Here is a 22,165-nt window from a genome sequence, read left to right on the forward strand (position 1 = left end):
TCGCCCTCGGGGTCGGGTGACAGACTCCGCGCGTGGACCTCGACTCCTTCCGCTGGCTCCTGACCGGGGCCGGTCAACGCCTGCTCGAGCAGGCCGACGAGGTGACCCGCGGTGCGGCGCCCGGTGGCGCGGACAGCCTCCGCGCCCAGTCGGCGCTGCGGCGTGAGGCGTCCCCGGAGCACGTCGGCGCGGCGCTGACCCAGGTGGAGCTGCGCCGCCGTGCGGAGGCGAAGTTCGGTGACCTCTCCGCGCGGATGTACTTCACTCCCGAAGGCCTCGAGCAGGCCACCCGGCTCCCGGTCGCCACCCACCGCGCGGCCCGGGCACACGCCTCCGGGGCGGGCACGGTGATCGACCTCGGCTGCGGGATCGGCGGGGACCTCATCGCCTTCGCCGGCGCGGGCCTGACCGCTGCCGGGGTCGACCTCGACCCGGTCCGCGTGGCCGTCGCCGAGACCAACCTGCAGGTGCTCGGGCTCGGCGGCGCGGTGACCGTGGCTGACGCCACGACGATCGACACCTCCCCCTTCGCCGTCGCGTACGCCGACCCGGCCCGGCGCTCGGCCTCAGGCCGCAGCTTCAACGTCGACGAGTGGACGCCGCCGTGGTCGTTCGTGGAGACCCTGTTCGCCCGCGACTCGTGCGTGAAGCTCGCGCCCGGCATCCCCCACCACCTCGTCCCCGAGGGAGTCGAGGCCGAGTGGGTCAGCGACAACCGCGAGGTCAAGGAGGCCGTGCTCTGGTCGGGCCGCCTGGCCACCACCCGGCGCCGCGCCACGTTGATCGCCGGCGGGGGCCTGGCGACGCTCACCGACGAGGACGACCCCGGTGCGGGGACCGGCCCGGTGGCCCGGTTCGTCTACGAGCCCGACGGCGCGGTGATCCGGGCGGGCCTGGTCACCGCGGTCGCGGCCATGATCGAGGGACACCTCCTCGACGAGCACATCGCCTACGTGGCCTCGGACCTGGAGCGGCGTACGCCGTTCGCGCGGGGCTACCGGGTGGTGGAGGAGCTCCCCTACCGTGAGAAGCCGCTCAAGGCCGCCCTGCGCGCTCGTGGGGTCGGGCGCCTGACGATCAAGAAGCGCGGCGTCTCCGTGGTGCCCGAGGAGCTGCGCAAGCGGCTCTCGCTGCGTGGGGACCAGGAGGCAACGCTGGTGCTGACCCGCGTCGCAGGCAAGGGCACGGCGCTGCTCGTCGAGCCGCTGCCCTGAGCCGGCGGCTCAGGCGCCCAGCGACTCCTTCTCGGCGCCGATCGTGGTGTCGTCGCCGTGACCCGTGTGCACGACTGTCTCGTCGGGCAGCGCGAACAGCTTGGTGCGGATCGACTCGACGATCAGGTCCTCGTCGCTGAACGAGCGGCCGGTGGCGCCCGGGCCGCCCTGGAACAGGGTGTCGCCGGTGAACACGCAGCCGAGGTCGTGCACGTAGAGGCAGATCGCACCGGGCGCGTGGCCCGGGGTGTGCAGCACCTTGAGCGCGGCTCCCCCGACCTTGATCGTCTGGCCGTCCTCGAGGTCGACGTCCCACAGCTGGTCGGGGTGGGTGAGCTCCCAGACCGGCTTGTCCGCGGGGTGCATCAGGATCGGCGCGGTGACGCGCTCCCGCAGCTGCGGCGCGACCCGCACGTGGTCGTCGTGGGCGTGCGTGCAGATGATGGCCTTGACCTGCCGGCCGCCGACCAGCGCCAGGATCTCGTCCACGTCGTGGGGCGCGTCGATGACCACGCACTCGTCGTCGTCGCCGATCACCCAGATGTTGTTGTCCACCTCGAAGGTCTCGCCGTCGAGGGAGAAGGTGCCGCTGGAGACGGCGTGGTCGATGCGTACGGAGCTCATGGGTCGACCCTACGGCGCGTGCGAGCGGCGCCGGCACGGCCGGGTCGCCGGGCGTGAGTCAGGCCAGCGCGATGTTGACGGCCGATCCCTTGGTCGCCTGGTAGCCGGCCGACAGCTCGTCGTACGTCGTCGCGATCCGGGCCATCCGGCTCGCCAGCTCGGGTGAACCGGAGTCACGCACCTGTGCCGCGAGATCGGTGGAGGTGAAGAACTCGTTCACCCGGTTGTAGCGGTCGCGACCGGACGCCGGCTCGTCACGGTCCGGGTCTGGCACCGCAAAGACCGCACTCAGGATGGCCAGGTCGTGCGGGATCGCGAACGACTCGGCGGAGTCCTCGTGGCTGAACAGGTAGCTGAAGTTGTCGAAGCCCGACCACGTGATCCCTGACAGGCACAGCGAGCACGGCTCGTGCGTGGCGAGGAAGACGCAGTCCTTGACGTCGGGCCGACTCGGCAGGGCGAAGAACTCGCGCAGCGCGACGATCTCGCCGTGCCACAGAGGGTTTGCGGTCTCCTCGTTGGTGGCGGCCACCACCACCGACAGGTCGCTGGCGTCGAGGATCGCTGCACCGAAGAGCTTGTTCCCGGTCGCCACCCCCGCGCGGGTCAGCGGGACGATCGCCTGTTCGATCACCTCCAGGAGCCTCCCGACCTCCGCCTCGGACACCGGTGCGCGATCCGTCACGTGCTGCTCCCGTCGTCGGTGGTCCTCGGCCCGCCGCGGAGCGGGTCGGGCGACCTTACGGTGCGGCGCAGCAACGCCGCCAGGCCCAGCGCCACCAGCACCCCGGCGGCGTCCGCGAGGGCGTCGCGCACGTCGCCGTGACGGTTGATCGGCAGCACGGACTGGAGCACCTCGGAGAGGCCGGCGTACGCCAGCAGGCCGAGCGCCAGCGCCCGGACCGGCAGGCCGGCGAGGCGGCCCGAGACCGCCAGCACCGCGAACAGGCAGAAGTGCACCAGCTTGTCGCTGACCTCGATGCCGCTCGGCACGTCGTCCGCCGGTGAGAACAGCATCACCAGGCTGAGCGCGCAGACCGCCGCGAAGACGACCCTGTTGGTGGTCGCCAAGCTCAGAGGATGACCACGGAGCGGAGCACGTCGCCGTGGTGCATCTTCTCGAACGCGGCCTCCACGTCGTCGAGGGCGATCTCCTCGGTGACGAACGCGTCGAGGTCCAGGCGGCCCTGCTGGTAGAGGTCGACCAGCATCGGGAAGTCGCGGCTGGGCAGGCAGTCGCCGTACCAGCTGGACTTCAGCGAGCCACCCCGGCCGAACACGTCGATGAGCGGGATCTCGGGGATCTTCATGTCCGGGGTCGGTACGCCGACGAGGACGACGGTGCCGGCGAGGTCGCGGGCGTAGAACGCCTGCTTCCAGGTCTCGGGCCGGCCGACCGCCTCGATGACGACGTCGGCGCCGTTGCCGTCGGTGAGCGCCTGGATCGCCTCGACCGCGTCGTTGTCCTTGCTGTTCACGGTGTGCGTGGCGCCCATCTTCGTGGCGGCCTCGAGCTTCTTCTCGTCGATGTCGACGGCGATGATCTTGGCGGCGCCCGCCAGTGCGGACCCGGCGATCGCGGCCACGCCGACGCCACCGCAGCCGATCACTGCGACGCTCATCCCCCGGCCCACGTTGCCGGTGTTGATCGCGGCGCCGATGCCGGCCATCACGCCGCAGCCCAGCAGGCCCACGGCAGCGGGGCGGGCGTTCTCGTCGACCTTGGTGCACTGGCCGGCGGCGACGAGGGTCTTCTCGGCGAACGCGCCGATGCCCAGTGCCGCGGACAGCTCGGTGCCGTCCTCGAGGGTCATCTTCTGGGTGGCGTTGTGGGTGTTGAAGCAGTACCAGGGCTCGCCGCGCTTGCAGGCGCGGCACTCGCCGCACACCGCGCGCCAGTTGAGCACGACGAAGTCCCCGGGGGCCACCTCGGTGACGCCCTCGCCGACGGACTCCACGACACCGGCCGCCTCGTGCCCGAGCAGGAACGGGAACTCGTCGTTGATCCCGCCCTCGCGGTAGTGCAGGTCGGTGTGGCACACCCCGCACGCCTGGATCTTCACCACGGCCTCGCCCGGACCGGGGTCGGGGACGTTGATCGTCTCGATGGAGACGGGCTCGCCCTTGGCGCGAGCGACGACGGCCTTGACCTGCTGCATGGTGGTCCTCCTGGGTGGGCGAGTGGAACGTTGGCCGGCGCCGAGCCCTGCCTACACCAGTATCTCGGTCACCGGCATCGAGGAGTCGGCGGGGAGGTCGAGCGCCGAGGGGGTCCGGCCGCGTGCGACCATCTCGGCCCCCAGGGCGGCCACCATCGCGCCGTTGTCGGTGCACAGGCCCGGGCGGGGGACGCGCACGCGGATGCCGTGTACGGCGGCACGCTCCTCGGCGAGCACACGCAGCCGGGAGTTCGCGGCCACGCCACCGCCGATCAGGATGTCCTCGACGCCCTCGGAGACGGCCGCGGCGACCGCCTTGCGGGTGAGCACGTCACACACCGCCTCCTGGAAGGAGGCTGCGACGTCGGCGACCGGGACGGGGTCCCCGGAGGCCTCGCGCGCCTGCACCCACCGCGCGACGGCGGTCTTGAGCCCGGAGAAGGAGAAGTCGAAGCGGTGCCGCTCGAGGTCGCGGTTGGTGGAGAGCCCGCGCGGGAAGTCGATGGCGACCGAGGACCCGGAGGCGGCGGCCCGGTCGATGTGCGGGCCGCCCGGGAACGGGAGGCCCAGGAGCCGGGCGACCTTGTCGAAGGCCTCTCCGGCGGCGTCGTCGATCGTGGCGCCCAGCGGCTCCACGGACGCGGTCACGTCGCCCACCCGGAGCAGCGAGGAGTGACCACCGGAGACCAGGAGCGCCAGGCAGGGCTCGGGCAGCGGACCGTGCTCGAGCTGGTCGACGGCCACGTGGGCCGCGAGGTGGTTCACGCCGTACAGCGGCTTCTCCAGCGCCAGCGCCAGCGACTTGGCCGCCGCGACCCCGACCAGCAGCGCCCCGGCCAGTCCCGGCCCCGCGGTCACCGCGATCGCGTCGACGTCGCGCAGGGACACGCCTGCGGTGGCGCAGGCGCGGTCGAGGGTGGGCACCATCGCCTCGAGGTGCGCACGCGAGGCGACCTCGGGGACGACGCCGCCGAACCGCGCGTGCTCCTCGACCGAGGACGCCACCGCGTCCGCGAGCAGGGTGTGCCCGGAGACGATGCCGACCCCGGTCTCGTCGCAGGAGGTCTCGATGCCGAGGACGAGGGGTGCGGAGGCCGAGAGCGAGGTCACGGCGCCATTGTGCCCGCTGCCCCGCAGGCCGAGGACTTCGTATACACATCCATCGCCGCACTTGCAGGCTAGCGAATCCATTGACGGCGCTCTCGCGACACATGTATACAACTCGCATGTCAGCACGATTCACAGACAAGGTCGTCATCGTCACCGGCTCCGCCTCCGGCATCGGACGCGAGGTCGCCGTCAGGTTCGCCGCCGAAGGTGCCGTGGTGGTGGTCGCCGACGTCGACGCAGCCGGGTCCGAGGGCACCGCGACGCTGATCCGCGAGCAGGGTGGGCGGGCCGAGGTCGTGCCCACCGACGTCTCCGACGCCGAGTCCGTGCAGGCACTGATCGACGGCACGGTCGAGCGACACGGCCGGGTCGACGTGCTGCACAACAACGCCTTCTGGGCCCCGCTGTACCGCCCTCTCGCGGAGACCACCCTGGAGGAGTGGGACCGGACGATGGGGGTCACGCTCACCGGCGTCTTCCTGGGCTGCAAGTACGTCCTCCCCCACATGGTCGCGGCGGGCGGCGGCGTCATCATCAACACCGCATCGGTCGCGGCCTTCAACGTCAACCCGGCCTACGCCGCCTACATGGCTGCCAAGGGCGGCGTGGTCTCGCTGACCAAGTCGGTGGCCTGGGACTACGGCAAGCAGGGAGTGCGCTGCGTCGCGATCGCACCCGGGCTGATCGAGGGCACCGGCGTGACCCTGGAAGTTTTCGAGGACCCCGAGCGCGTCGCGATGCTCAAGGCCAAGCTGGCGCTCGACCACGCCGGCACGCCGGCCGACATCGCGCACGCGGTGCTCTACGCCTCCTCCGAGGAGGCCCGCTACATGACCGGGTCGACGCTGATCGTCGACGGCGGCCGGACGATCGTGTGACCACCCTCGACCCCGCACCACGAACGGAGACCGCATGAGCCGGATCGAGCTGCTGGGCATCCCCATGCAGACCAGCGACAAGATCGACGTCTACTCGGGCGTCGCCCGGATGGCAGGCAAGATCTGGGGGTCGCTGCACCGCGCCGAGTCCCCGTCGAAGACGGTGGCCCTGGTGGTGCACCCTGCCTCGAACTTCATGGGGCACTACCTCCTCGCACCTCTGGCGGCACGCGGGATCGACGCCGTGGGGCTCGCCACCCGCTACATCGGCAACGACAGCACGCTGACGATGGAGAACTGCGTCCTCGACCTCGGTTCGGCCATCCGGTTCCTCAAGGACCGCGGCTACGAGAAGGTCGTGCTGATCGGCAACTCCGGCGGCGGAGGACTCTCGGCGCTCTACCAGAGCCAGGCCGAGTCCCCCACGATCACGGCCACCCCGGCCGGCGACCCACCCGACCTCACCAAGGCCGACCTGCCGCCCGCGGACGCGCTGCTCGAACTGATGGCGCACCCGGGGCGGGCCCAGGTCTTCGTCGACTGGCTCGATCCTGCGGTCCGGGACGAGCACAACCCGTGGGACCGCGACCCCGAGCTCGACCTGTTCAGCGGCAGGTTCACCCCGCCGTACGACGCGGAGTTCATCGCCCGCTACCGGGCGGCCCAGCTCGACCGCAACCGGCGCATCACCGCGTGGGTGCACGACCAGCTGGCCCGCCTCGACGAGGCCGGTGGGGAGCTCTCCGACCTGCCCTTCGTGGTGCACGGCACCACCGCCGACCCGAGGTTCCTCGACGTCACCCTCGACCCCTCCGACCGGACGCCGGGCACGATGTGGGGGCCCACCGAGGTGGCCAACATGATGCCCGCCTCGCTCGGCCACTTCTGCAGCCTGCGCTCCTGGCTGAGCCAGTGGAGCGTCGACGAGACGAACTGCAACGGTCCGCGGCATCTGGCCCGCATCTCCGTCCCGGCGCTGATCATGTACGGCACCGCGGACCAGGTGTGCTTCCCCAGCTATGCCACCGACATGTACGACGCGATCGCCCACGAGGACAAGACGCTCGTGCCGGTCGAGCAGGGCCTCCACTACCTGACCTCGCAGCCGGAGAAGGTCGACTTCGTCGCCGACACGGTCATCGAGTGGCTCGCCGACCATGCAATGCTGGCCTGAGATGGGCTTCGCGGCCCGGCCACGAGACTAGAGTTCGGTCGTGGCACGCGCAGCAGAGGCCGCCTACGCATCCATCCGCGACGGCATCCTCACCGGGAAGCTCGAACGCGGCTCCCGGCTGCGCGAGGAGAAGCTGGCCGCCGCGGCGGGGGTCTCGCGTACTCCCGTGCGGGAGGCGCTGCGCCGTCTCGACGCGGAGGGCCTGGTCGAGTTCTCGCCCAACCGGGGCGCGCGCGTGTCGGCCTGGTCCGCACGTGAGCTCGAGGACCTCTACGAGCTCCGGGCGATGCTCGAGGGTCTGGCCGCCCGGCTCGCGGCCCAGCGCATCTCACCGGAGGAGATCGAGGCGCTCGCCGACCTCGCCTCGCGCATGGAGTCGGCTGAGGACCTGGCGACTGTGAAGACCCTGAACAGCGAGTTCCACTGGCGCATCGTGCGGGCTTCCCGCAACTCCCAGCTCGACACGCTCGTGCGGGGCATCGTGGACACCCCGCTGGTGCACCGCACCTTCGAGCACTACTCCGAGGAGCGCCGGCTCGCCTCGCACGCGCACCACCGCGACCTCGTGGCGGCTCTGCGCGCCGGCAACCCGGCGTGGGCGGAGTCGATGATGCGCGCGCACATCATCGCGGCCCGGGCCACCGTCGTCGTCGCCCTAGGGAGCGCGCCGGACGGGGCCGACGAGCTGCCGGGCTCCGACTCCGCCTGACGCACGGCGGCCCTCCGGTCACCCGAGGAAAGAGGCCTCGAGCCGTCCGCCGTCGTCGAGGAGGCGCTGAGGGTCGGGCTCGTCGATCAGGATCTCGCCCAGACGCAGGACGTAGGCATGCGTGGCGATCTCGAGGATGCGCACACTCTGCTCGACCACGAGCAGCGTCAGCCCGGTTTCCTTGTTGAGCCGGGCCAGCGCATCGACCACGACATCGTTCACCGCCGGGGCGAGGCCGAGGAAGGGTTCGTCGAGCATCAGCAGCTTCGGACCGCTCATCAGGGCTCTACCGATCGCCAGCATCTGCCGCTCGCCTCCGCTCAGCGTGCCGGCCTTCTGCTTGAGCCGGTCGGCCAGTTTCGGGAAGACCTCGGCGACCAGGTCCAACCGTTCCTGGACGAGCGCGGAGTCGCTGACCGTGAAGGCGCCGACCATGAGGTTCTCGGTCACGGTGAAGTCCCGGAAGACACCGCCTGCCTCGGGTACCAGCGCCATCCCCCGCGTCACGTTGGTGGCAACCGAGGGATTGCGCAGCTGCTGTCCGTCGTAGGTGAGCGTCCCGGAGCTGACCTTGACCGACCCCACGAGCGCCCGCAGCGTAGTCGACTTGCCGGCGCCGTTCGTTCCCAGGATGACCGTGACAGCGCCGGTCTCGACCTGGAGGTCGATCCCGTGCAGCACCTCTCGCCGGCCGTAGCCTGCGTGGAGGTCATGGGTCTCAAGCAGCACCGTCGTCCCCTGTCGTCGTCGTGATCGTCGTCTCGGACGCCGTCTCGCTCGGCCGGCCGAAGTAGACGTCCATCACCTGCTGGTTGCCCTTGATCTCCTCGGGGGTCCCGGTGGCGATCACCTGCCCGTGATGGAGCACGACCACGTGGTCGGCGTACGTCATCACGAGGTCCATGTTGTGGTCGACCAAGATCACCGTGCGACCGCGCCCGGCGATCTCACCGAGCACCTTGCCGATCTGGTGCAGGTGCGCCGCGGGCAGTCCCGAGCCGGGTTCGTCGAGCATCAGCAGGCCGGCGTCGGTCGCCAGCAGGCGGGCCAGGGTGAGCATCTTCTGCTCGCCGTAGGAGAGGTCCGCGGCCACGACGTCGGCACGGTCGAGGAGACCGACCTCGGCCAGGATCGCCTTTGTGCGGCGCAGCAGATCGGCCCGCTCCCGCCGGCAGGCACGCGGAGTGAGGAACAGCCGCCACAGCTTCTCCCCCAACGGGGCGGGGAATCCAAGCAGGACGTTCTCGGCCACGGTCAGGCGCTGCATCACCTCCAGGTCCTGGAAGGTCCGGGCCATACCGAGGCCGAGGCCCTGGTGGGCACGCATGTAGGTGATGTCGCGGCCACGCAGGACGACGCGCCCTGTCGTCAGGGGCTGGAAGCCCGAGATCGCCGCCAGCAGCGTGCTCTTGCCGGCCCCGTTCGGCCCGATCAGGGCGGTCACCTTGCCCTCGGGCACGGTGATGGTGACGTCCTTGACGGCATCGAGGCCGCCGAAGCGGACACCCACGCCTTCAACCTCCAGGACCGCGGTGGACGCCTTCTCGGACGCCACGTTGCTGGCACTCACTGTGTAGCCCCTGCCGTCGACGAACCACTTGGTACCGAGGCACCCGCAGCCGTTCCGCTCCCGTCGGGAGACCCGTGCCCGTCGGCCCCGGTTCCGCCCAGGTCGCGACGCCGGCCGAGACGACGGCCAAGACGGATGACGGGTCGCTCGGGCAGGATGCCGCTGGGCCGCAGCGAGATGAAGAGCAGCAGCACGACGCCGTAGATGATCTGGTCGACCGGGCCGGCCAGGTTGGTGGGCACCAGCTCGAAGCTGTTGATCACCTCGGGCACCGAGAGCAGGACCACCGCACCGAGCAGGGCCCCGAGCATGTTGCCGAGGCCGCCGACCACGAGGTAGGCGATGGCGACCACCGAGACCATGATCCCGAACGCGTCGGGCGACAGGAACCCGATCATCGTGGCCTGCAGACCCCCTGCCACCCCGGCGAAGGCTGCCGAGATGACGATGGCGACGATCCGCAGCCGGGTCGTGTTGCGCCCCAGCGCCCGCATGCTGGGCTCACTCTCCCGCATGCCCCTCAGCGCCAGGCCGAACTGGCTCCGGCCGAGGTAGAAGAGCACGATGGCCGAGATGCCGGCGAAGACCATGATCACGGCCGTGAACTGCGGCAGGTCGTACATCGGACCGCCACCCAGCGTTGGCCTGGGCACGCCCGCGAGGCCGTAGGTACCTCGAGTCACCGAGGTCCAGCGACTGATGGCCTCGATGATCACCATCTGGAGCGCGAACGAGGCCAGCGTGAACTCGTCCCCGTCCGTGCTGGCCGTGGCCAGGCCGAAGACGATGGCGACCACGGCGGTGAACACCGCGCCGGCGACGATCGCCCAGACCATGTCGATCTCCAGGCGCATGGCGATCACCGCGCTGGCGTAGGCGCCGACCGCCATGAAGCCCGCGTGGGCGATCGTGACCTGGCCGGTGTAGCCCATGACCAGGTTGAGCGACATCGACAGGACGGCGCCGATCGCCATGAAGATCGCGAGGGTCAGGAAGTAGTCCATCGGCTCATGCCTCCGCTCGTGCGGCGGCGCGACCGGCCGCCGCGTACTTGGCCGTGGTGACCAGTCCCTTGATGCCTCCGGTCCCCTTCTCCCCCGGCCGGAGCACGAGGTAGACGAGCATCACCGAGAAGGCGAGCAAGGTCTTGAACTCGGTGGGGAACTTCCATGCCACCAAGGCCATCAGCAGGCCCAGGCCCAGGCTCCAGGCGGCGACCCGGTTCAGGTTGCCGGCCCCCAGCATGGTGGCGATGAAGGCGAACAGCATCACGTCGAATCCCGAGGAGGGCTTGATACCGGTCTGGGCGACGCTCAACACGCCGGCGACCGCGCCGACGGCCGAGCCGAGGGCGTAGGCGAGCACCTTGATCCGGACGCTGCGGATGCCGACGAGCTCGCTCATGTCCGGGTCCTTCATCACCGCACGCAGCGCCAGACCGATGCGCTGCCGCTCGAGCAGGTTCCAGAGCAGCAACCAGATGAGGAGGAAGGCGACGACCCCGACGAGGTCGATGTAGCGCCCGAGCACCTCCCCGTCATGGCTGAAGGTCTTGGTGACCGCGCTCGGGGAGAGGACCAGGTCGCTGGGTCCGAACTTCATCTGGAGGAGATTCTCGATGATGATCGCGAGCCCGAAGGAGAACAGCAGCACGCCGAGGTGGTCGCGCATCCGTCGGTAGCAGAAGTACTGCACCGCAGCACCGGTGGCCGCCCCGAACACCAGCGCCGCGACCACGGCGACGACGGCGGGCAGTCCGAACGACTCGGCCACGCCGTAGAAGACATACCCCGAGGCCGTGAGCAGTGCTCCGAATGCGAAGTGCAGCTCTTTGGTCGTGTAGAAGATCAGCGCGAAACCGACAGCGGCCAGGCCAATCTGGCTGCCCTCGAACACCCCGCTGGTGAACAGGTCGAGTGGTGGCATGTCATCGCTTCCTGAGAAGCCTCCGGCGGGCCCCGTGGGCCCGCCGGAGGCATGAGTCGGGCTGGGTCAGCTCCAGTCCTGGACGCTGTTGCCGGCGCCGATCTCCCAGAGCTTGAGCGGGATCTCGACCTGACGGTCGGAGTCCATGGAGGTGTTGCCCATGACGGTCGGGAAGTCCTTGACCGAGGCGATGTACTTCTCCAGCGCCTCAGGGTCGTTGCCGACCTCCGCGATGCCCTTGGCGATGACGGTCATCGCCTCGTAGGTGATCGCCCCGTAGATGATCGGGTCCTTGCCGTAGGCCTTCTTGTACCTGTCGGCGAACTCCTTACCGACACCGGTGGTGGCGTCGAAGTTGACGGCAACACCGCGCCAGCCGACCATCGCGTCCCCGGCGATCTTGAAGTTGGTCGGCGACAGCGCGTAGGTGAACCCGAACGTCGGGGTCTTCAGGCCGAGCTCCTTGGCCTGGGCCGCGACGTGGCCGACCTCGGCCTCGCTGGCGCACACCACGACGGCGTCAGGCTTGCTTGCCTTGATCTTGCGGAGCTGGTCACGCATGTCCGTGGCCGCCAGGTCGTGACGCTCCGATGCGATCACTTTGCCGCCAAGCTCCTCGAAGGCCTTCTTGAACTCCGCGGTGGTGTCGATGCCGTAGTCACTGTCGACCATCTCCGTGGCCACCTTGCGCGCGCCCGTGTCGTAGACCTGCTTGGCCAGCTCGACCGCCTCGGCCTTGCCCGTCGGGATGAAGTTGTAGACCGAGGGGTACTTGTCCGTGGTCAGGGTGGGCGACTGCGCTGCGACGTTCGCGAGCATGAGCTTGTTCTGCTCCGCCAACGGCGCGAGCGCGATCACCACCGAGCTGCCACCGGTCATCACGGTGACCGGCTTCTTCGACATCATCGACTGGAACGCCGTCACCGACTTCGCGGGGTCGGCCTGGTTGTCCTCGTAGATCATCTTGATGGTCGGACCACCGTCGGCCTTGGCATCCTCGAGCGCGAGCTTGATCGCGTTGGTCGACTGCTCACCGAAGATGGCCTGCGGCCCACTGAGCTGGCCGATCCATCCCACGGTGACGGTGTCGGAGTCAGAGCCGGAGGAGCCGCCGTCGCTGCCGCAGGCGCTCAGGAGGAGGCTGCCCGCGAGCGCGGTCACGAGCCCAAGATTTCGCATCTTCTTCACGTTCAGTCCTTTGCCTTACCCGAGTCCGATGGAGTGACGCACGTCTCACGACCGTGCGGTGATGTATACACTGGAGGGAGCGTGTCGCCCTGTCAAGGGATCTGCCTAGGTGTCCGAAGAACTTTCGCGGAGTGCGCTTATCCCGCTCAGAACAAGTGCCCTGACGCTCTCGCACCGGAGCAGGCGACGACTGGCATCGGCGTCACGCACGCGCACCTATGGGGGTCATCTCGTATACAAATAGGTCGATGTCTTCGAGATCAAGTCACCACGTCCAGCAGCCGCCGCCGCCCGCCCGTCCGCAGGCTGTCGGCGAGCTCGACCCAGGCCGTGGCCCGCGGCTCGTTGCCGACCTGGAAGAAGGCGCGGAAGTCGGAGTACTCCTGCCACCCGGCCACGTCCCAGACGAGGACCAGTTCCTCCTCACCGGTGCCGGCGGGACTGCACAGCACCTCTCGCAGCGTCAGTCCCCTCCTCTCGGTCATCGGCACGTAGTCGCGGTGCAGCGCCTCGAGGTACGCCGCAGTGCAGCCGGGGCGCAGCACCACGGTCTCGACCATCCGCAGCTCGGACCCGGTCACGACTCCTCCTCCGCGGGGACGCCCGCCGGTAGCGGCGCCGACTCGTCCCAACGCAGGCACACGATCTCCACGACGACGTTTCCCGGGTGCTCGCGGTACATGTACTGGTCGATCACGTTGCAGTGATAGGGGTGGACGAGGTACTCGAGGTAGCCGGCTTCGTCGTCGAAGTCGTTCTCCCAGACCAGGTCCCAGCCGGTGTGCGGGGTGACCTCGACGGAGACCCGTGAGCTGCGCATCGTGGTGATGTGCTGCGGCGTCCGCCGAAGCACGTCGACGAACTCAGCCACGGTCTCGTCGCTGAGCCCCGGCCGGAGCGCGATCGCGTAGGCGCGGCGGTACATCAGTTCCCTCCCACTCGGACGGAGCGAACGACCTCGAGCAGGTCGGCCGGGAGCCGGGGATAGGTCCAGACGCGCCCCGGCGTCAGCGATGCACGCTGCCAGGCGGTCGTCAGGAAGTGGGCATGCAGGACTGTGACGCCAACACAGTCGACGACGGTGGCGCCGTGCACCCGGTGCACCCCGGCCACCCGGAGCACCTCGCTGAGGATCCCCTCTCCCGGAACGATCACGTCGGCGCCTGCGGCGACGCAGGCCGCTGCCGCCCGCTCGAACCGCTCCACCACCGACGACGGGTCCTCGAACGCGGGTCCCGCAAGCTCGTCCTCGAACACCTCGGGCTCCATCACCGTGACCGGCCCCGCCCGGTCGGCCAGGCCGTGTGCCGCGACGTGCTGGCGGATGATCCGCGCGAGGTGGGGGGTGATCGTGACGATGCCGACGCGAGCACCGTGCGAGCAGGCCGCCAGCAGGGTGGCCTCGGTCATGGACGTGACGGGCACGTCGAGCAGCGAGCGGACCTCGTGCAGATGCGGCTCGGTGTAGGAGCCCAGCACGTAGCAGTCGAAACCCTCTTGCTCGGCCTGCAGCGCCAGCTCGGGGATCACCTGCATCAGCCGGTGCGAGGCGTAGGGGTAGCGCAGCAGCTGCATGGGCGGGTGACCGCCGAAGGCGCCGGCCGGTAGCCCGTGCAGCTCGAAGGTGGCGAGGTCGCCGAGCACCTCTCGGGCGTGCTCGACGAGATGATCGCGGTAGGGGCCCGTCCAGTCGGGTCCGGAGAGGGACTGCCACCAGATCCGCATCACGCACCGCCTACTGTCATCGGCGCGTCGCCCGGGTCGGCGAGCAGCTCGGCACGGACCTCCACGTCGTGCTGCCCGTGGTCCGCGCCGCCCCACCGGACACCGCCCGGGGTCCTCGACAGTCGCGGGGCCACGTTCTGCATGGGCACGGCTCCGAGCACGTCGTCGTCGACCTCGATGATGCTGTGCCGGGCACGGAATTGTGGATCGGCGAGCATGTCCCGGGCGACGTACACCCGGCCGACGGGCACCGCGTGCTCCTCGAGCAGGGCGAGCACCTCGTCGGTCGGCAGCGACCGGGCCCACGCCTCGATCAGCTGGTCGAGCTCGACCTGGCGCTCGCCCCTGGCACCGTGGGTGCCGAACTCCGGGCACGTGCCCAGCTCGGGGCGCCCCATGGCGGTGGCCAGCCTGCGGAACACGGTGTCCTGGTTGGCCGCGATCAACAGCTCGTCGTCGTCGGCGGTCCGGTAGACGTTGCTTGGCGCGACGCCGGGCAGGACCGGACCGGAGCGTTCGCGAGTCACCCCCGAGATCGCGTAGTCGGAGACCAGCGACTCGGTCAGGGCGAGCACCGACTCGTAGATCGAGACGTCCACGACCTGGCCCTGTCCGGTGGCATCACGCACGCGCAGCGCCATCAGCGTGCCCATGGCCGCATGCGTGCCGGCGAGCAGGTCCCCCATCGACACCCCGATCCGGGCCGAGGGTCCCGAAGGATCCCCCACCAGGTGGCGCAGTCCGCCCATCGCCTCGCCGATCGAGCCGTAGCCGGGACGGTGCGAGTACGGCCCGTCCTGGCCGAAGCCGCTGACGCGGGTGAAGACGATCCCCGGACGGACGCGCTCCAGCTCCTCGTACCCGAGGCCGAAGCGCTCCATGGTCCCGGGGCGGAAGTTCTCCACCACGACATCGGCCTCGGCTGCCAGCCGGAGCACGAAGTCCCGGCCCTCCGGGGTGCGGAGGTTCGCGGTGACGCAGCGCTTGCCCCGGGCGATGACGTTCCAGGACAAGGACTTGCCCTCGGCGATCACGCCCCAGGAGCGCATCGGGTCACCCCGGTCCGGCTCCTCGATCTTGATCACGTCTGCACCGAAGTCCGCGAGCAGCTGGCCGCAGAAGGGGCCGGCGATGAGCTGGCCGAGCTCCAGCACGCGGATCCCTGCGAGGGGTGCGGTGGTCGTGGTAGGTGACATGGGGCCGCCTTCGGACGAGTGATCGGTGGTCGGACTGGACGTGCAGGCTCAGCCGATGTCGTGGTGTCCGAGCATCCGGTAGTAGGAGTGCCCCTGCGGCTCCGCGAGACCACCGAGGAGGTCGTTGATCAGGGCACCGTTCTCCCCGTGCTGCGGGCTGTTCTGCGCGCGCTCGAGGTCCTCCTCGGAGTCCCAGCCCGAGAACGCCTGCACGGTCAGGCCGTCGGTCGAGATCATCCACTCGATGCTCCGCATGCCCTCGAGCGTGGCGGCCTTGGGCAGGATCTCCGTCTCCAGGACCGATAGCAGCTTGGCGACGGTCTCCTCGCTGGCCGGGGTCAGCAGGCGGCGGGTGGTGTTCAGGTAGTACATGGAGGAACCTCTCGGTGGTGGTGGGTGGTGAATGGGTGGGTCTTCAGGCGGGGACGATCCCGGTGGCGGCGTGCCGGCCGGCAGTGGCGCCGTTGACGAGCGCGTTGGCGATCGAGTTGCCACCGCCGACGTAGCGGACCCCGAGGAGCCCGCCGGCGGCCTCGCCCGCGGCGTACAGGCCGGGAATGCGACGCCCGTCGTGGTCAAGCACCGCGGCGGTCTCGTCGATCTGCATGCCGGCGTGACTGACCGCCAGCTCGGCCGGCAGGCACCGGACGGCGTAGAAGGGCGCCGTGCTGATCGGGACCAGCGCCGGGTCCTTGCCCTTGGCGACCAGCGACTCGTGCCGGAGGAACTCCGGGTCCTCGCCCCGGACGAGGGTCTCGTTCCAGCGATCGAGGGTCGCTGAGAGCGCGGAGACAGGGACCTGCATCGCGGCCGCGAGCTCTGCGACCGACCCCGCGGCGAGGGTGCGTCCCGCCGCCACCTCCTCGGCGATCCGCTCCGGCGTCCAGTCGACGAAACCGGTCGGCAGCTCGAGCCGGGCACGCTCGTCGAAGACCATCCAGGCCTGGTTCCCGTGGTCGGCCACGATCCCCGCGGCGACGGCGTAGGAGGCGTCCTCGTCCATGAACCGGCGCCCGGTGTCGTCGACCAGGACCCGTGAGGCGGGCGGGAAGCCCGACTCCCAGTGGTGCCGGGTCTGGAAGTACGCCGTGACCAGGAGCATCCCCCAGCCCTGTCCCACGATCGGGCTGCCGACCTGCTCGGCGAACCCGATGTGGTCCCCGCGGGAGCCGGGCGCCGACACCACGAACAGGCTGTCCCCCGCCAGCAACGAATCGGGGTAGTACCGGGCCAGCAGATCGGGGTTGCGAGTGAGCCCCCCGGAAGCGACGACGACGGCGTCGGCCTCGACCTCAATGCCGTCCACGAGCACACCGCTCACCCGGCCCTCGGAGACCAGCAGCTGCTCCACCCTCGCGTGGAGCACGACCTCGACGCCTCGTTCCCGGCGAGCCCGGTCGAGCGCCTGGACGAGGCCGTACCCCTCGCCCGCCGGGACGTGCCCACGCCAGGTGTCCTCGACGCCGGCGCGGCACAGTCCTGGCATGTGGGCATTCGTCGAGCGCTGCGCCGGGATCTCCACGCCGATCTCGAGCAGCCACTCGAAGGTCTCGCGGGACCGCTCGCAGAAGCTGCGGACCAGGCCGGGACGCAGCCGCCACTGGTTGAGGTCCATGTAGTGCTGGAAGTAGCGCTCCGGTGAGTCCTCGATGCCCAGCGCCGCCTGGACGCTGGTGCCGCCGGCGGTGAACATCCCCGCGGACAGGTTCGTCGACCCTCCGATGTCGCCCTCGGACTCGAAGACCACCACGCGACGACCCGCCTCCGCGGCGGTGATCGCGGCGCTGAGCCCGCCCCCGCCGGCGCCCACGACGACGACGTCCCACTCCCGGTCAACCATTCCGCACCTTTCTTCCCGCGCATCGCACGCAGCCCCGTCCCACAAGATGCTTTTGTATACGCAAGCGTCGTGCTTGAATGACGCAGATCACACACTCAAGCGCGTCTCCGCGTCAAGGGTTTCAGTCTTTGTACACAAGCAAAGGTCCTCATGAAGCGCACAGATCCGTTCGCCGACCTGGGCGGCCGCACCGCCGTCGTGACCGGTGCCGCCCGCGGAATCGGCCTGCGCATCGCCGAAGAGCTCCAGAGCGTGGGCATGACCCTGCTGCTCGTCGACCGGGACGGGGACGAACTCGAGCGCGCCTGCAACGGACTCCGGGCAGGCGGCGAGGTCCACGGCACCACGACCACGTTGAGCACCGAGGAATGCGTCGAGCCGATCGAGACGGCGCTGGCCGGCCTGCCGCCCCTCGCCGTCTGGGTGAACAACGCCGGCCGGGTGAGCCACGCCGACGCGGCCGACGTCGACCTGGCCGAGTTCGAGGCGGTGCTGCGCGACAACACCTCCAGCGCACTGCGCGGCAGCCAGATCGCCTACCGGGCGATGACGACCCTTCGCGACGGCGTACCGACCGGGGGCGCAGTCGTCAACGTGACCTCGCTCGTCTCCGCGCGCGCACTCCCCGAGCGCCTCTCCTACGCGACGTCAAAGGCGGCCCTGGAGAACGTGACCCGCTACACCGCAGCCGAGTGGGCGCCCCACGGGATCCGGGTCAACGCGGTCTCGCCCGGGTACGTCGACACCCGGCTGACCGCCTGGCCCGACGACGACCCCCGGGCGATCGCGAAGAAGGCGACCCTCGCCGCCCTGCCGATGCGGCGCGCCGGCAGCGCCGGGGACATCGCCCGTACCGTGCTCTACCTCGCCTCGTCGTTGTCCGCGTACACGGTCGGCCAGACCGTGTACGTCGACGGCGGCTGGCATCTCGTCTGAGCGGCCCGGGCCGCTCACAGCAACCGCCCAACCAGGCACAGGAGGAACGATGGTCTACTACCGCAGCATCGGACAGGTCCCGCCCAAGCGTCACATCCTCCACGAGGTCGACGGCGAGCCGACCTTCGAGGAGTTCATCGGCGAGGAAGGGTTCTCGAGCACCGGCTCCCTCCTCTACCACCGGGGCGTGCCGTCGAGCCTCGTCGACCACCGCGAGTGGGACCTCGGGGACACCAGGACGGTCGACAACACCCCACTCGGCCCGCGCCACTTCCGCCTCCCCGACCTGTTTCCCAAAGCTGCCGAGAAGGGCACGGACGTCGTCCGGGGTCGGCGCACGATCCTGGCCAACGCCGACGTGCGGATCGGCTACGTCGTTGCGGACACCCCGTCGCCGCTCTACAGCAACGGCATCGGCGACGAGTGCGTCTACGTGGAGAGCGGCTCGGCCGTCGTCGAGTCGGTGTTCGGCTCGATCGAGGTCCACGCCGGCGACAACGTCGTCATCCCTCGGGTGACCATCCACCGGTGGGTCCCGCAGGACGTGGCGCAGAACGGCCCCCTCAAGTGCTTCACGGTCGAAGGTTCGGGTCACATCCGCTTCCCCAAGAAGTACCTCAGCGCCTTCGGCCAGTTCCTCGAGGGTGCGCCCCTGTGCGAGCGAGACCTCCGGGTGCCGACGGGCGCGACCTGCGTCGAGGAGGACGCGCTCTGGTCCGACACCGAGGTCTACGTCAAGCACCGGGGCGGGAACGGGGTCGTCGGTAGCGTCGTCACCTACGACCACCACCCCTTCGACGTCGTCGGCTGGGACGGCTGCCTGTACCCCTACGCGTTCAACTATCGGGACTTCTCACCGGTGACCGGCGAGATCCTCCAGCCGCCGCCGACCTACCAGATCCTGGAGGGGCACAACTTCGTGGTGTGCAACTTCGTTCCGCGCCTGCTCGAGACCCACCCACGGGCCCTCAAGGTGCCCTACTACCACTCCAACGTGGACTCCGACGAGGTGATGTTCTACCACGCCGGGGAGACCGCTGCCCGCAAGGGATCCGGCATCGGAAACGCCTCGGTGTCGCTGCACCCGGCCGCCTACACCCACGGGCCGAACCGGCAGGCTTACCTCGACTCACCGTCGCTGACCGAGAGCAACGAGAACGCCTTCATGGTCGACACCTTCAGCCCGCTGCAGCTCGGCGAGGGTGCCCTGGCGTGCGACGACCCCGAGTACCCGTGGAAGTGGTCCGGCCGTGGGCCGGGCCTGGGTCGAGGCGGCCGGTGAAGCTCCTGGTCCTGCTCGCCAGCACCCGTCCCGGCCGGCTCGGCCCCGCGATCGCACGATGGGGCGCCACCCACCCCCGTGCCGGCGAGCTCTTCGACGAGGTGGACCTCGTCGACCTCGCCGAGGTCGGGCTGCCGGTGCTGGACGAACCCCACCATCCGCGGCTCTCGTCGTACACCCAGGCGCACACGCACGCGTGGAGCGCCACCGTGGCGCCGTACGACGCCTACCTCTTCGTGACGCCGGAGTACAACCTGACGCCGCCGCCGTCCCTGGTGAACGCGATCGACTACCTGCACAACGAGTGGCGCTGGAAGGCGGCCGCGATGCTCAGCTACGGCGGTGCGGCCGGGGGCGTGCGGTCGGCGCAGATCGTCAAGCAGATGCTGGCTTCGATGAACTGCTTCACCGTGCACGAGGCCGTGATGGTGCCGCTGGTCCACGAGAAGGTCGACGGCGAGGGCCACTTCGAGGTGCCGCCCGGCGCCCACGAGGCCGCCGGCGTGATGTTCGAGAACCTCGCCGTCCTGGCGGGGGCGCTGCGACCGGTCAGGGCCAGCGTCTGACCGGTCGCTGCACCCGGCTGATCAGGACAGCCGCGCCGCCGAGAGCTGGTGGCCGGTGGTGTGCTTGACCAGCTGCTCGCGGATCTCCGGGCTGACCATGGGGTACTCCCAGCGCCGGCCCTGGATCAGCCCCGTGCGCTGGTGCAGCACGGCCATCGCCTCGGCCTGGAGCACCGTCACGGCCACGCAGTCCATCACGCTGACGCCGTCGATCGAGCGGACACCGTGCTGGGCGAGCACCTGGGTGAACAGCCCTTCGGCGGGGATCACGACGTCGGCGAAGTCGTCGATGCAGCGCCGCGCCGCGGCGGTGAACGCCTCGATGACGACCTCCGGCTCCTCGAAGGCCCGGTCGAGCTGGTCCTCGAGGAGCTCGGGCTCGATGGTGCGGATCGGCGTGAACCGGGAGCGCAGGTGGTGCGCGTCGAGATGGTGCTCGATCATCCACTGAACCGACTTGGTGATCGTGACGACGCCGACGCGCTTGGCCAGCGTGCACCCCACGAGCATCGTCGTCTCGGCCAGGGACACCACCGGGATGTCGACCGCGCTGCGGATCGTGCGGAGGAAGGGCTCGCTGTAGGAGCCGAGGACCATCACGTCGTACCCCTCCTGCTCGGCGGTGATCGCGTTGCCGATCACCTGGTCGAGGAGGGTGTGCGAGGCGAACGGGTGGATCGAGACCGAGGCCGGCGGCAGGCCGCCGTACGTGCCCGGGGCGACGCCGTGCACCACCACCTCGGTGTCCGGCCGCGCCACCTCGGACGCGGTGCGCACCAGCGCCTCGCCGTACGCCGGGTAACCGGCCACGTCGGTCATGGTCTGGTACCAGACGCGTACGCCCATGGCCCGGCCTCCTCAGGCTTCCGCGGGCGCGGCGAGACCGGCAGGCGAGGCCGGGATCGGGCACACCGGGTTCTCGAGGCCGAAGACCATGACCAGCCGACCGAAGCCCAGGAACTGCGCGCAGAGCATGCCGATCTCCACGACCTCCTCCTCCGTGTAGTGGCGGCGGAGCTCGACGAAGTCGGCCTCCCCGATCGCGAAGTGGTCGGCGCCGAACTTGGTGGCGAACGAGACCACCGCCAGCTCGGCGGGGGTGAAGGACTCCTCGTCGGGGGCGACGATTGCCGCGATCTGCTCCTCGGTCATGCCCTCCTCGAAGGCATCGTCGCGACGCCCGGCCAGGCAGATCGGGCACTGGGTGGTCTGGGCCATCGCGAGCCGGAGGAGCTCGCACGTCTTGGCCCCGATCAGGGTGTTGAACCGGAGACCGTTGTAGTAGGGCAGGAGTCGCTCAGCATGCTCGGGAGCGTGCGTCACGGCTTCCACGAAGTGCTTCCCGCCGGGAGAAGCCGTCTCCCACGCCTGACGGGCGATGGGCAACATGTCATCGGGAGCTACGGGGCTGACGTACACGGCAGGACCTCTTTCCTCGTGGAGGGCCTCAGTTTGTATGCAACTACTTGAGATTGACAAGAGGTTGAGCCTGCTTCATTTGACTTGAAGCCATGATTGTGTACGAGTCAATCCACTCGTTCAGTCCCCGATCCTCCCGCAGCCGCGGCCCAGGCCCAGCCGGAGCACGACCGCGGTGGCCCCGTCGGTGTAGTAGCGCGGACGCCGGTCGATCTCCACGAACCCGCTCCTGGCATAGAACGCGAGGGCGCCTCGGTTGTCCTCGCGGACCTCGAGCAGCAGCCGGTCGGCTTCGGTGCGCGCTGCGGCCGCCACCACCGCTGCCAGGAGGGCCGAGGCGACGCCGGTACGCCGGTGGGCCGGGTCGACGGCGATCCGCTGGAGCTCGGCGATGTCGCCCGCCGCCGAGGTGACCGCGTGGCCCACCACGACGCCGTCGGCCTCGGCCACGAGGTAGCTGACGGTGGGCAGCGTCCCGGCGATGCCCTCGGCGACCAGCCCCCGGCTCCAGGCGTCGGCGCCCAGGCACTCCGCCTCCAGGCGTGCGACCGCCTCCACGTCCTCGGGCTGCGCGGGCCGGACCGGGACGGGCGGAGTCACGGCGGGGGCGGGCACGCGCCCATCCTGCCTCGCCGCCGCGGGTCGGCTC

The 22,165-nt window shown here is 70.0% G+C and carries 26 protein-coding genes; 7 read left to right on the forward strand and 19 right to left on the reverse strand.

What is annotated here, in order from left to right:
* Window positions 1–32: 32 nt before the first annotated feature.
* Window positions 33–1,214: a class I SAM-dependent methyltransferase gene (locus tag AC4BGB_RS09045; RefSeq protein ID WP_490546450.1), complete on the forward strand. Its 1,182-nt coding sequence runs from the start codon at window positions 33–35 to the stop codon at window positions 1,212–1,214.
* A 9-nt stretch (window positions 1,215–1,223) separates the two neighbouring features.
* On the opposite strand, the gene AC4BGB_RS09050 is transcribed toward AC4BGB_RS09045, so the two are convergent.
* Genes AC4BGB_RS09050 through tsaD form a run of 5 tightly spaced genes read right to left on the reverse strand, consistent with a single transcriptional unit; the run spans window position 1,224 to window position 5,107 of the window.
* Window positions 1,224–1,838 (reverse strand): MBL fold metallo-hydrolase, encoded by a 615-nt coding sequence (locus tag AC4BGB_RS09050; RefSeq protein WP_490546451.1) that lies wholly within the window; start codon window positions 1,836–1,838, stop codon window positions 1,224–1,226.
* A 58-nt stretch (window positions 1,839–1,896) separates the two neighbouring features.
* Window positions 1,897–2,523, reverse strand: a complete 627-nt coding sequence (locus AC4BGB_RS09055; protein ID WP_490546452.1) for a nucleoside deaminase — start codon at window positions 2,521–2,523, stop codon at window positions 1,897–1,899.
* Complete coding sequence (locus tag AC4BGB_RS09060) at window positions 2,520–2,909, reverse strand: VanZ family protein (protein WP_490546453.1); 390 nt, start codon at window positions 2,907–2,909, stop codon at window positions 2,520–2,522. Before AC4BGB_RS09060 ends, AC4BGB_RS09055 begins: the two co-directional genes overlap by 4 nt.
* Before the next feature lie 2 nt (window positions 2,910–2,911).
* Complete coding sequence (locus tag AC4BGB_RS09065) at window positions 2,912–3,997, reverse strand: S-(hydroxymethyl)mycothiol dehydrogenase (protein ID WP_490546454.1); 1,086 nt, start codon at window positions 3,995–3,997, stop codon at window positions 2,912–2,914.
* 51 nt (window positions 3,998–4,048) lie between these two features.
* Complete coding sequence (gene tsaD, locus AC4BGB_RS09070) at window positions 4,049–5,107, reverse strand: tRNA (adenosine(37)-N6)-threonylcarbamoyltransferase complex transferase subunit TsaD (protein ID WP_490546455.1); 1,059 nt, start codon at window positions 5,105–5,107, stop codon at window positions 4,049–4,051.
* Window positions 5,108–5,223: 116 nt separating this feature from the next.
* Between tsaD and AC4BGB_RS09075 the strand changes: the two genes are divergently transcribed.
* Genes AC4BGB_RS09075 through AC4BGB_RS09085 form a run of 3 tightly spaced genes read left to right on the forward strand, consistent with a single transcriptional unit; the run spans window position 5,224 to window position 7,868 of the window.
* Window positions 5,224–5,985 carry an SDR family NAD(P)-dependent oxidoreductase gene (locus tag AC4BGB_RS09075; protein WP_490546456.1) on the forward strand — a complete coding sequence of 254 codons (762 nt, stop codon included), beginning with the start codon at window positions 5,224–5,226 and terminating at the stop codon, window positions 5,983–5,985.
* Window positions 5,986–6,019: 34 nt separating this feature from the next.
* On the forward strand, window positions 6,020–7,159 hold the full coding sequence (locus AC4BGB_RS09080) for a serine aminopeptidase domain-containing protein (protein WP_490546457.1): 1,140 nt from the start codon (window positions 6,020–6,022) through the stop codon (window positions 7,157–7,159).
* Window positions 7,160–7,199: 40 nt separating this feature from the next.
* A complete protein-coding gene (locus AC4BGB_RS09085; RefSeq protein WP_490546458.1) occupies window positions 7,200–7,868 on the forward strand; it encodes a GntR family transcriptional regulator in 669 nt (222 codons plus the stop codon).
* Window positions 7,869–7,886: 18 nt separating this feature from the next.
* Here AC4BGB_RS09085 and AC4BGB_RS09090 read toward each other — a convergent pair whose 3' ends face one another.
* The 11 genes from AC4BGB_RS09090 to AC4BGB_RS09140 all read right to left on the reverse strand — a co-directional run bounded on the left by AC4BGB_RS09090 (window position 7,887) and on the right by AC4BGB_RS09140 (window position 17,313).
* Window positions 7,887–8,597, reverse strand: a complete 711-nt coding sequence (locus tag AC4BGB_RS09090) for an ABC transporter ATP-binding protein (RefSeq protein WP_490546459.1) — start codon at window positions 8,595–8,597, stop codon at window positions 7,887–7,889.
* Window positions 8,587–9,438, reverse strand: a complete 852-nt coding sequence (locus AC4BGB_RS09095) for an ABC transporter ATP-binding protein (protein WP_490546460.1) — start codon at window positions 9,436–9,438, stop codon at window positions 8,587–8,589. Before AC4BGB_RS09095 ends, AC4BGB_RS09090 begins: the two co-directional genes overlap by 11 nt.
* Window positions 9,435–10,442 (reverse strand): branched-chain amino acid ABC transporter permease, encoded by a 1,008-nt coding sequence (locus tag AC4BGB_RS09100; RefSeq protein WP_490546461.1) that lies wholly within the window; start codon window positions 10,440–10,442, stop codon window positions 9,435–9,437. Before AC4BGB_RS09100 ends, AC4BGB_RS09095 begins: the two co-directional genes overlap by 4 nt.
* Before the next feature lie 4 nt (window positions 10,443–10,446).
* On the reverse strand, window positions 10,447–11,364 hold the full coding sequence (locus AC4BGB_RS09105; protein WP_490546462.1) for a branched-chain amino acid ABC transporter permease: 918 nt from the start codon (window positions 11,362–11,364) through the stop codon (window positions 10,447–10,449).
* A 66-nt stretch (window positions 11,365–11,430) separates the two neighbouring features.
* Window positions 11,431–12,543: an ABC transporter substrate-binding protein gene (locus tag AC4BGB_RS09110; protein WP_490546805.1), complete on the reverse strand. Its 1,113-nt coding sequence runs from the start codon at window positions 12,541–12,543 to the stop codon at window positions 11,431–11,433.
* Between the two features lie 269 nt (window positions 12,544–12,812).
* Window positions 12,813–13,133, reverse strand: a complete 321-nt coding sequence (locus AC4BGB_RS09115) for a hypothetical protein (RefSeq protein ID WP_490546463.1) — start codon at window positions 13,131–13,133, stop codon at window positions 12,813–12,815.
* The gene (locus AC4BGB_RS09120; protein WP_490546464.1) at window positions 13,130–13,477 is read right to left on the reverse strand and encodes a Dabb family protein; all 348 of its coding nucleotides are present in this window, start codon (window positions 13,475–13,477) and stop codon (window positions 13,130–13,132) included. Before AC4BGB_RS09120 ends, AC4BGB_RS09115 begins: the two co-directional genes overlap by 4 nt.
* Window positions 13,477–14,277: an aspartate/glutamate racemase family protein gene (locus AC4BGB_RS09125; protein ID WP_490546465.1), complete on the reverse strand. Its 801-nt coding sequence runs from the start codon at window positions 14,275–14,277 to the stop codon at window positions 13,477–13,479. The genes AC4BGB_RS09120 and AC4BGB_RS09125 overlap by 1 nt, the downstream gene beginning before the upstream one ends.
* Complete coding sequence (locus AC4BGB_RS09130; protein ID WP_490546466.1) at window positions 14,277–15,473, reverse strand: CaiB/BaiF CoA transferase family protein; 1,197 nt, start codon at window positions 15,471–15,473, stop codon at window positions 14,277–14,279. The genes AC4BGB_RS09125 and AC4BGB_RS09130 overlap by 1 nt, the downstream gene beginning before the upstream one ends.
* A 48-nt stretch (window positions 15,474–15,521) precedes the next feature.
* Window positions 15,522–15,845 carry an antibiotic biosynthesis monooxygenase family protein gene (locus AC4BGB_RS09135; protein WP_490546467.1) on the reverse strand — a complete coding sequence of 108 codons (324 nt, stop codon included), beginning with the start codon at window positions 15,843–15,845 and terminating at the stop codon, window positions 15,522–15,524.
* Between the two features lie 43 nt (window positions 15,846–15,888).
* The gene (locus AC4BGB_RS09140) at window positions 15,889–17,313 is read right to left on the reverse strand and encodes an FAD-dependent oxidoreductase (RefSeq protein ID WP_490546468.1); all 1,425 of its coding nucleotides are present in this window, start codon (window positions 17,311–17,313) and stop codon (window positions 15,889–15,891) included.
* A 150-nt stretch (window positions 17,314–17,463) separates the two neighbouring features.
* Between AC4BGB_RS09140 and AC4BGB_RS09145 the strand changes: the two genes are divergently transcribed.
* The 3 genes from AC4BGB_RS09145 to AC4BGB_RS09155 are packed head-to-tail and all read left to right on the forward strand — an operon-like array spanning window position 17,464 to window position 20,097.
* Window positions 17,464–18,249, forward strand: coding sequence for an SDR family NAD(P)-dependent oxidoreductase (locus tag AC4BGB_RS09145; protein ID WP_490546469.1), 786 nt, complete (start codon window positions 17,464–17,466; stop codon window positions 18,247–18,249).
* A gap of 49 nt (window positions 18,250–18,298) precedes the next feature.
* Entirely contained in the window at window positions 18,299–19,531 is a 1,233-nt protein-coding gene (locus AC4BGB_RS09150; RefSeq protein WP_490546470.1) for a homogentisate 1,2-dioxygenase, read from the forward strand.
* On the forward strand, window positions 19,528–20,097 hold the full coding sequence (locus AC4BGB_RS09155) for an NADPH-dependent FMN reductase (protein WP_490546471.1): 570 nt from the start codon (window positions 19,528–19,530) through the stop codon (window positions 20,095–20,097). Before AC4BGB_RS09150 ends, AC4BGB_RS09155 begins: the two co-directional genes overlap by 4 nt.
* 21 nt (window positions 20,098–20,118) lie before the next feature.
* Here AC4BGB_RS09155 and AC4BGB_RS09160 read toward each other — a convergent pair whose 3' ends face one another.
* The 3 genes from AC4BGB_RS09160 to rimI form a co-directional block, all read right to left on the reverse strand.
* Window positions 20,119–20,943 carry an aspartate/glutamate racemase family protein gene (locus AC4BGB_RS09160; RefSeq protein WP_490546472.1) on the reverse strand — a complete coding sequence of 275 codons (825 nt, stop codon included), beginning with the start codon at window positions 20,941–20,943 and terminating at the stop codon, window positions 20,119–20,121.
* Window positions 20,944–20,955: 12 nt separating this feature from the next.
* Complete coding sequence (locus tag AC4BGB_RS09165; RefSeq protein ID WP_490546473.1) at window positions 20,956–21,429, reverse strand: carboxymuconolactone decarboxylase family protein; 474 nt, start codon at window positions 21,427–21,429, stop codon at window positions 20,956–20,958.
* A gap of 207 nt (window positions 21,430–21,636) precedes the next feature.
* Window positions 21,637–22,131 (reverse strand): ribosomal protein S18-alanine N-acetyltransferase, encoded by a 495-nt coding sequence (gene rimI, locus AC4BGB_RS09170; protein ID WP_490546474.1) that lies wholly within the window; start codon window positions 22,129–22,131, stop codon window positions 21,637–21,639.
* Window positions 22,132–22,165 lie beyond the last annotated feature (34 nt).

Source organism: Nocardioides sp. Z30_9 (assembly GCF_058215735.1).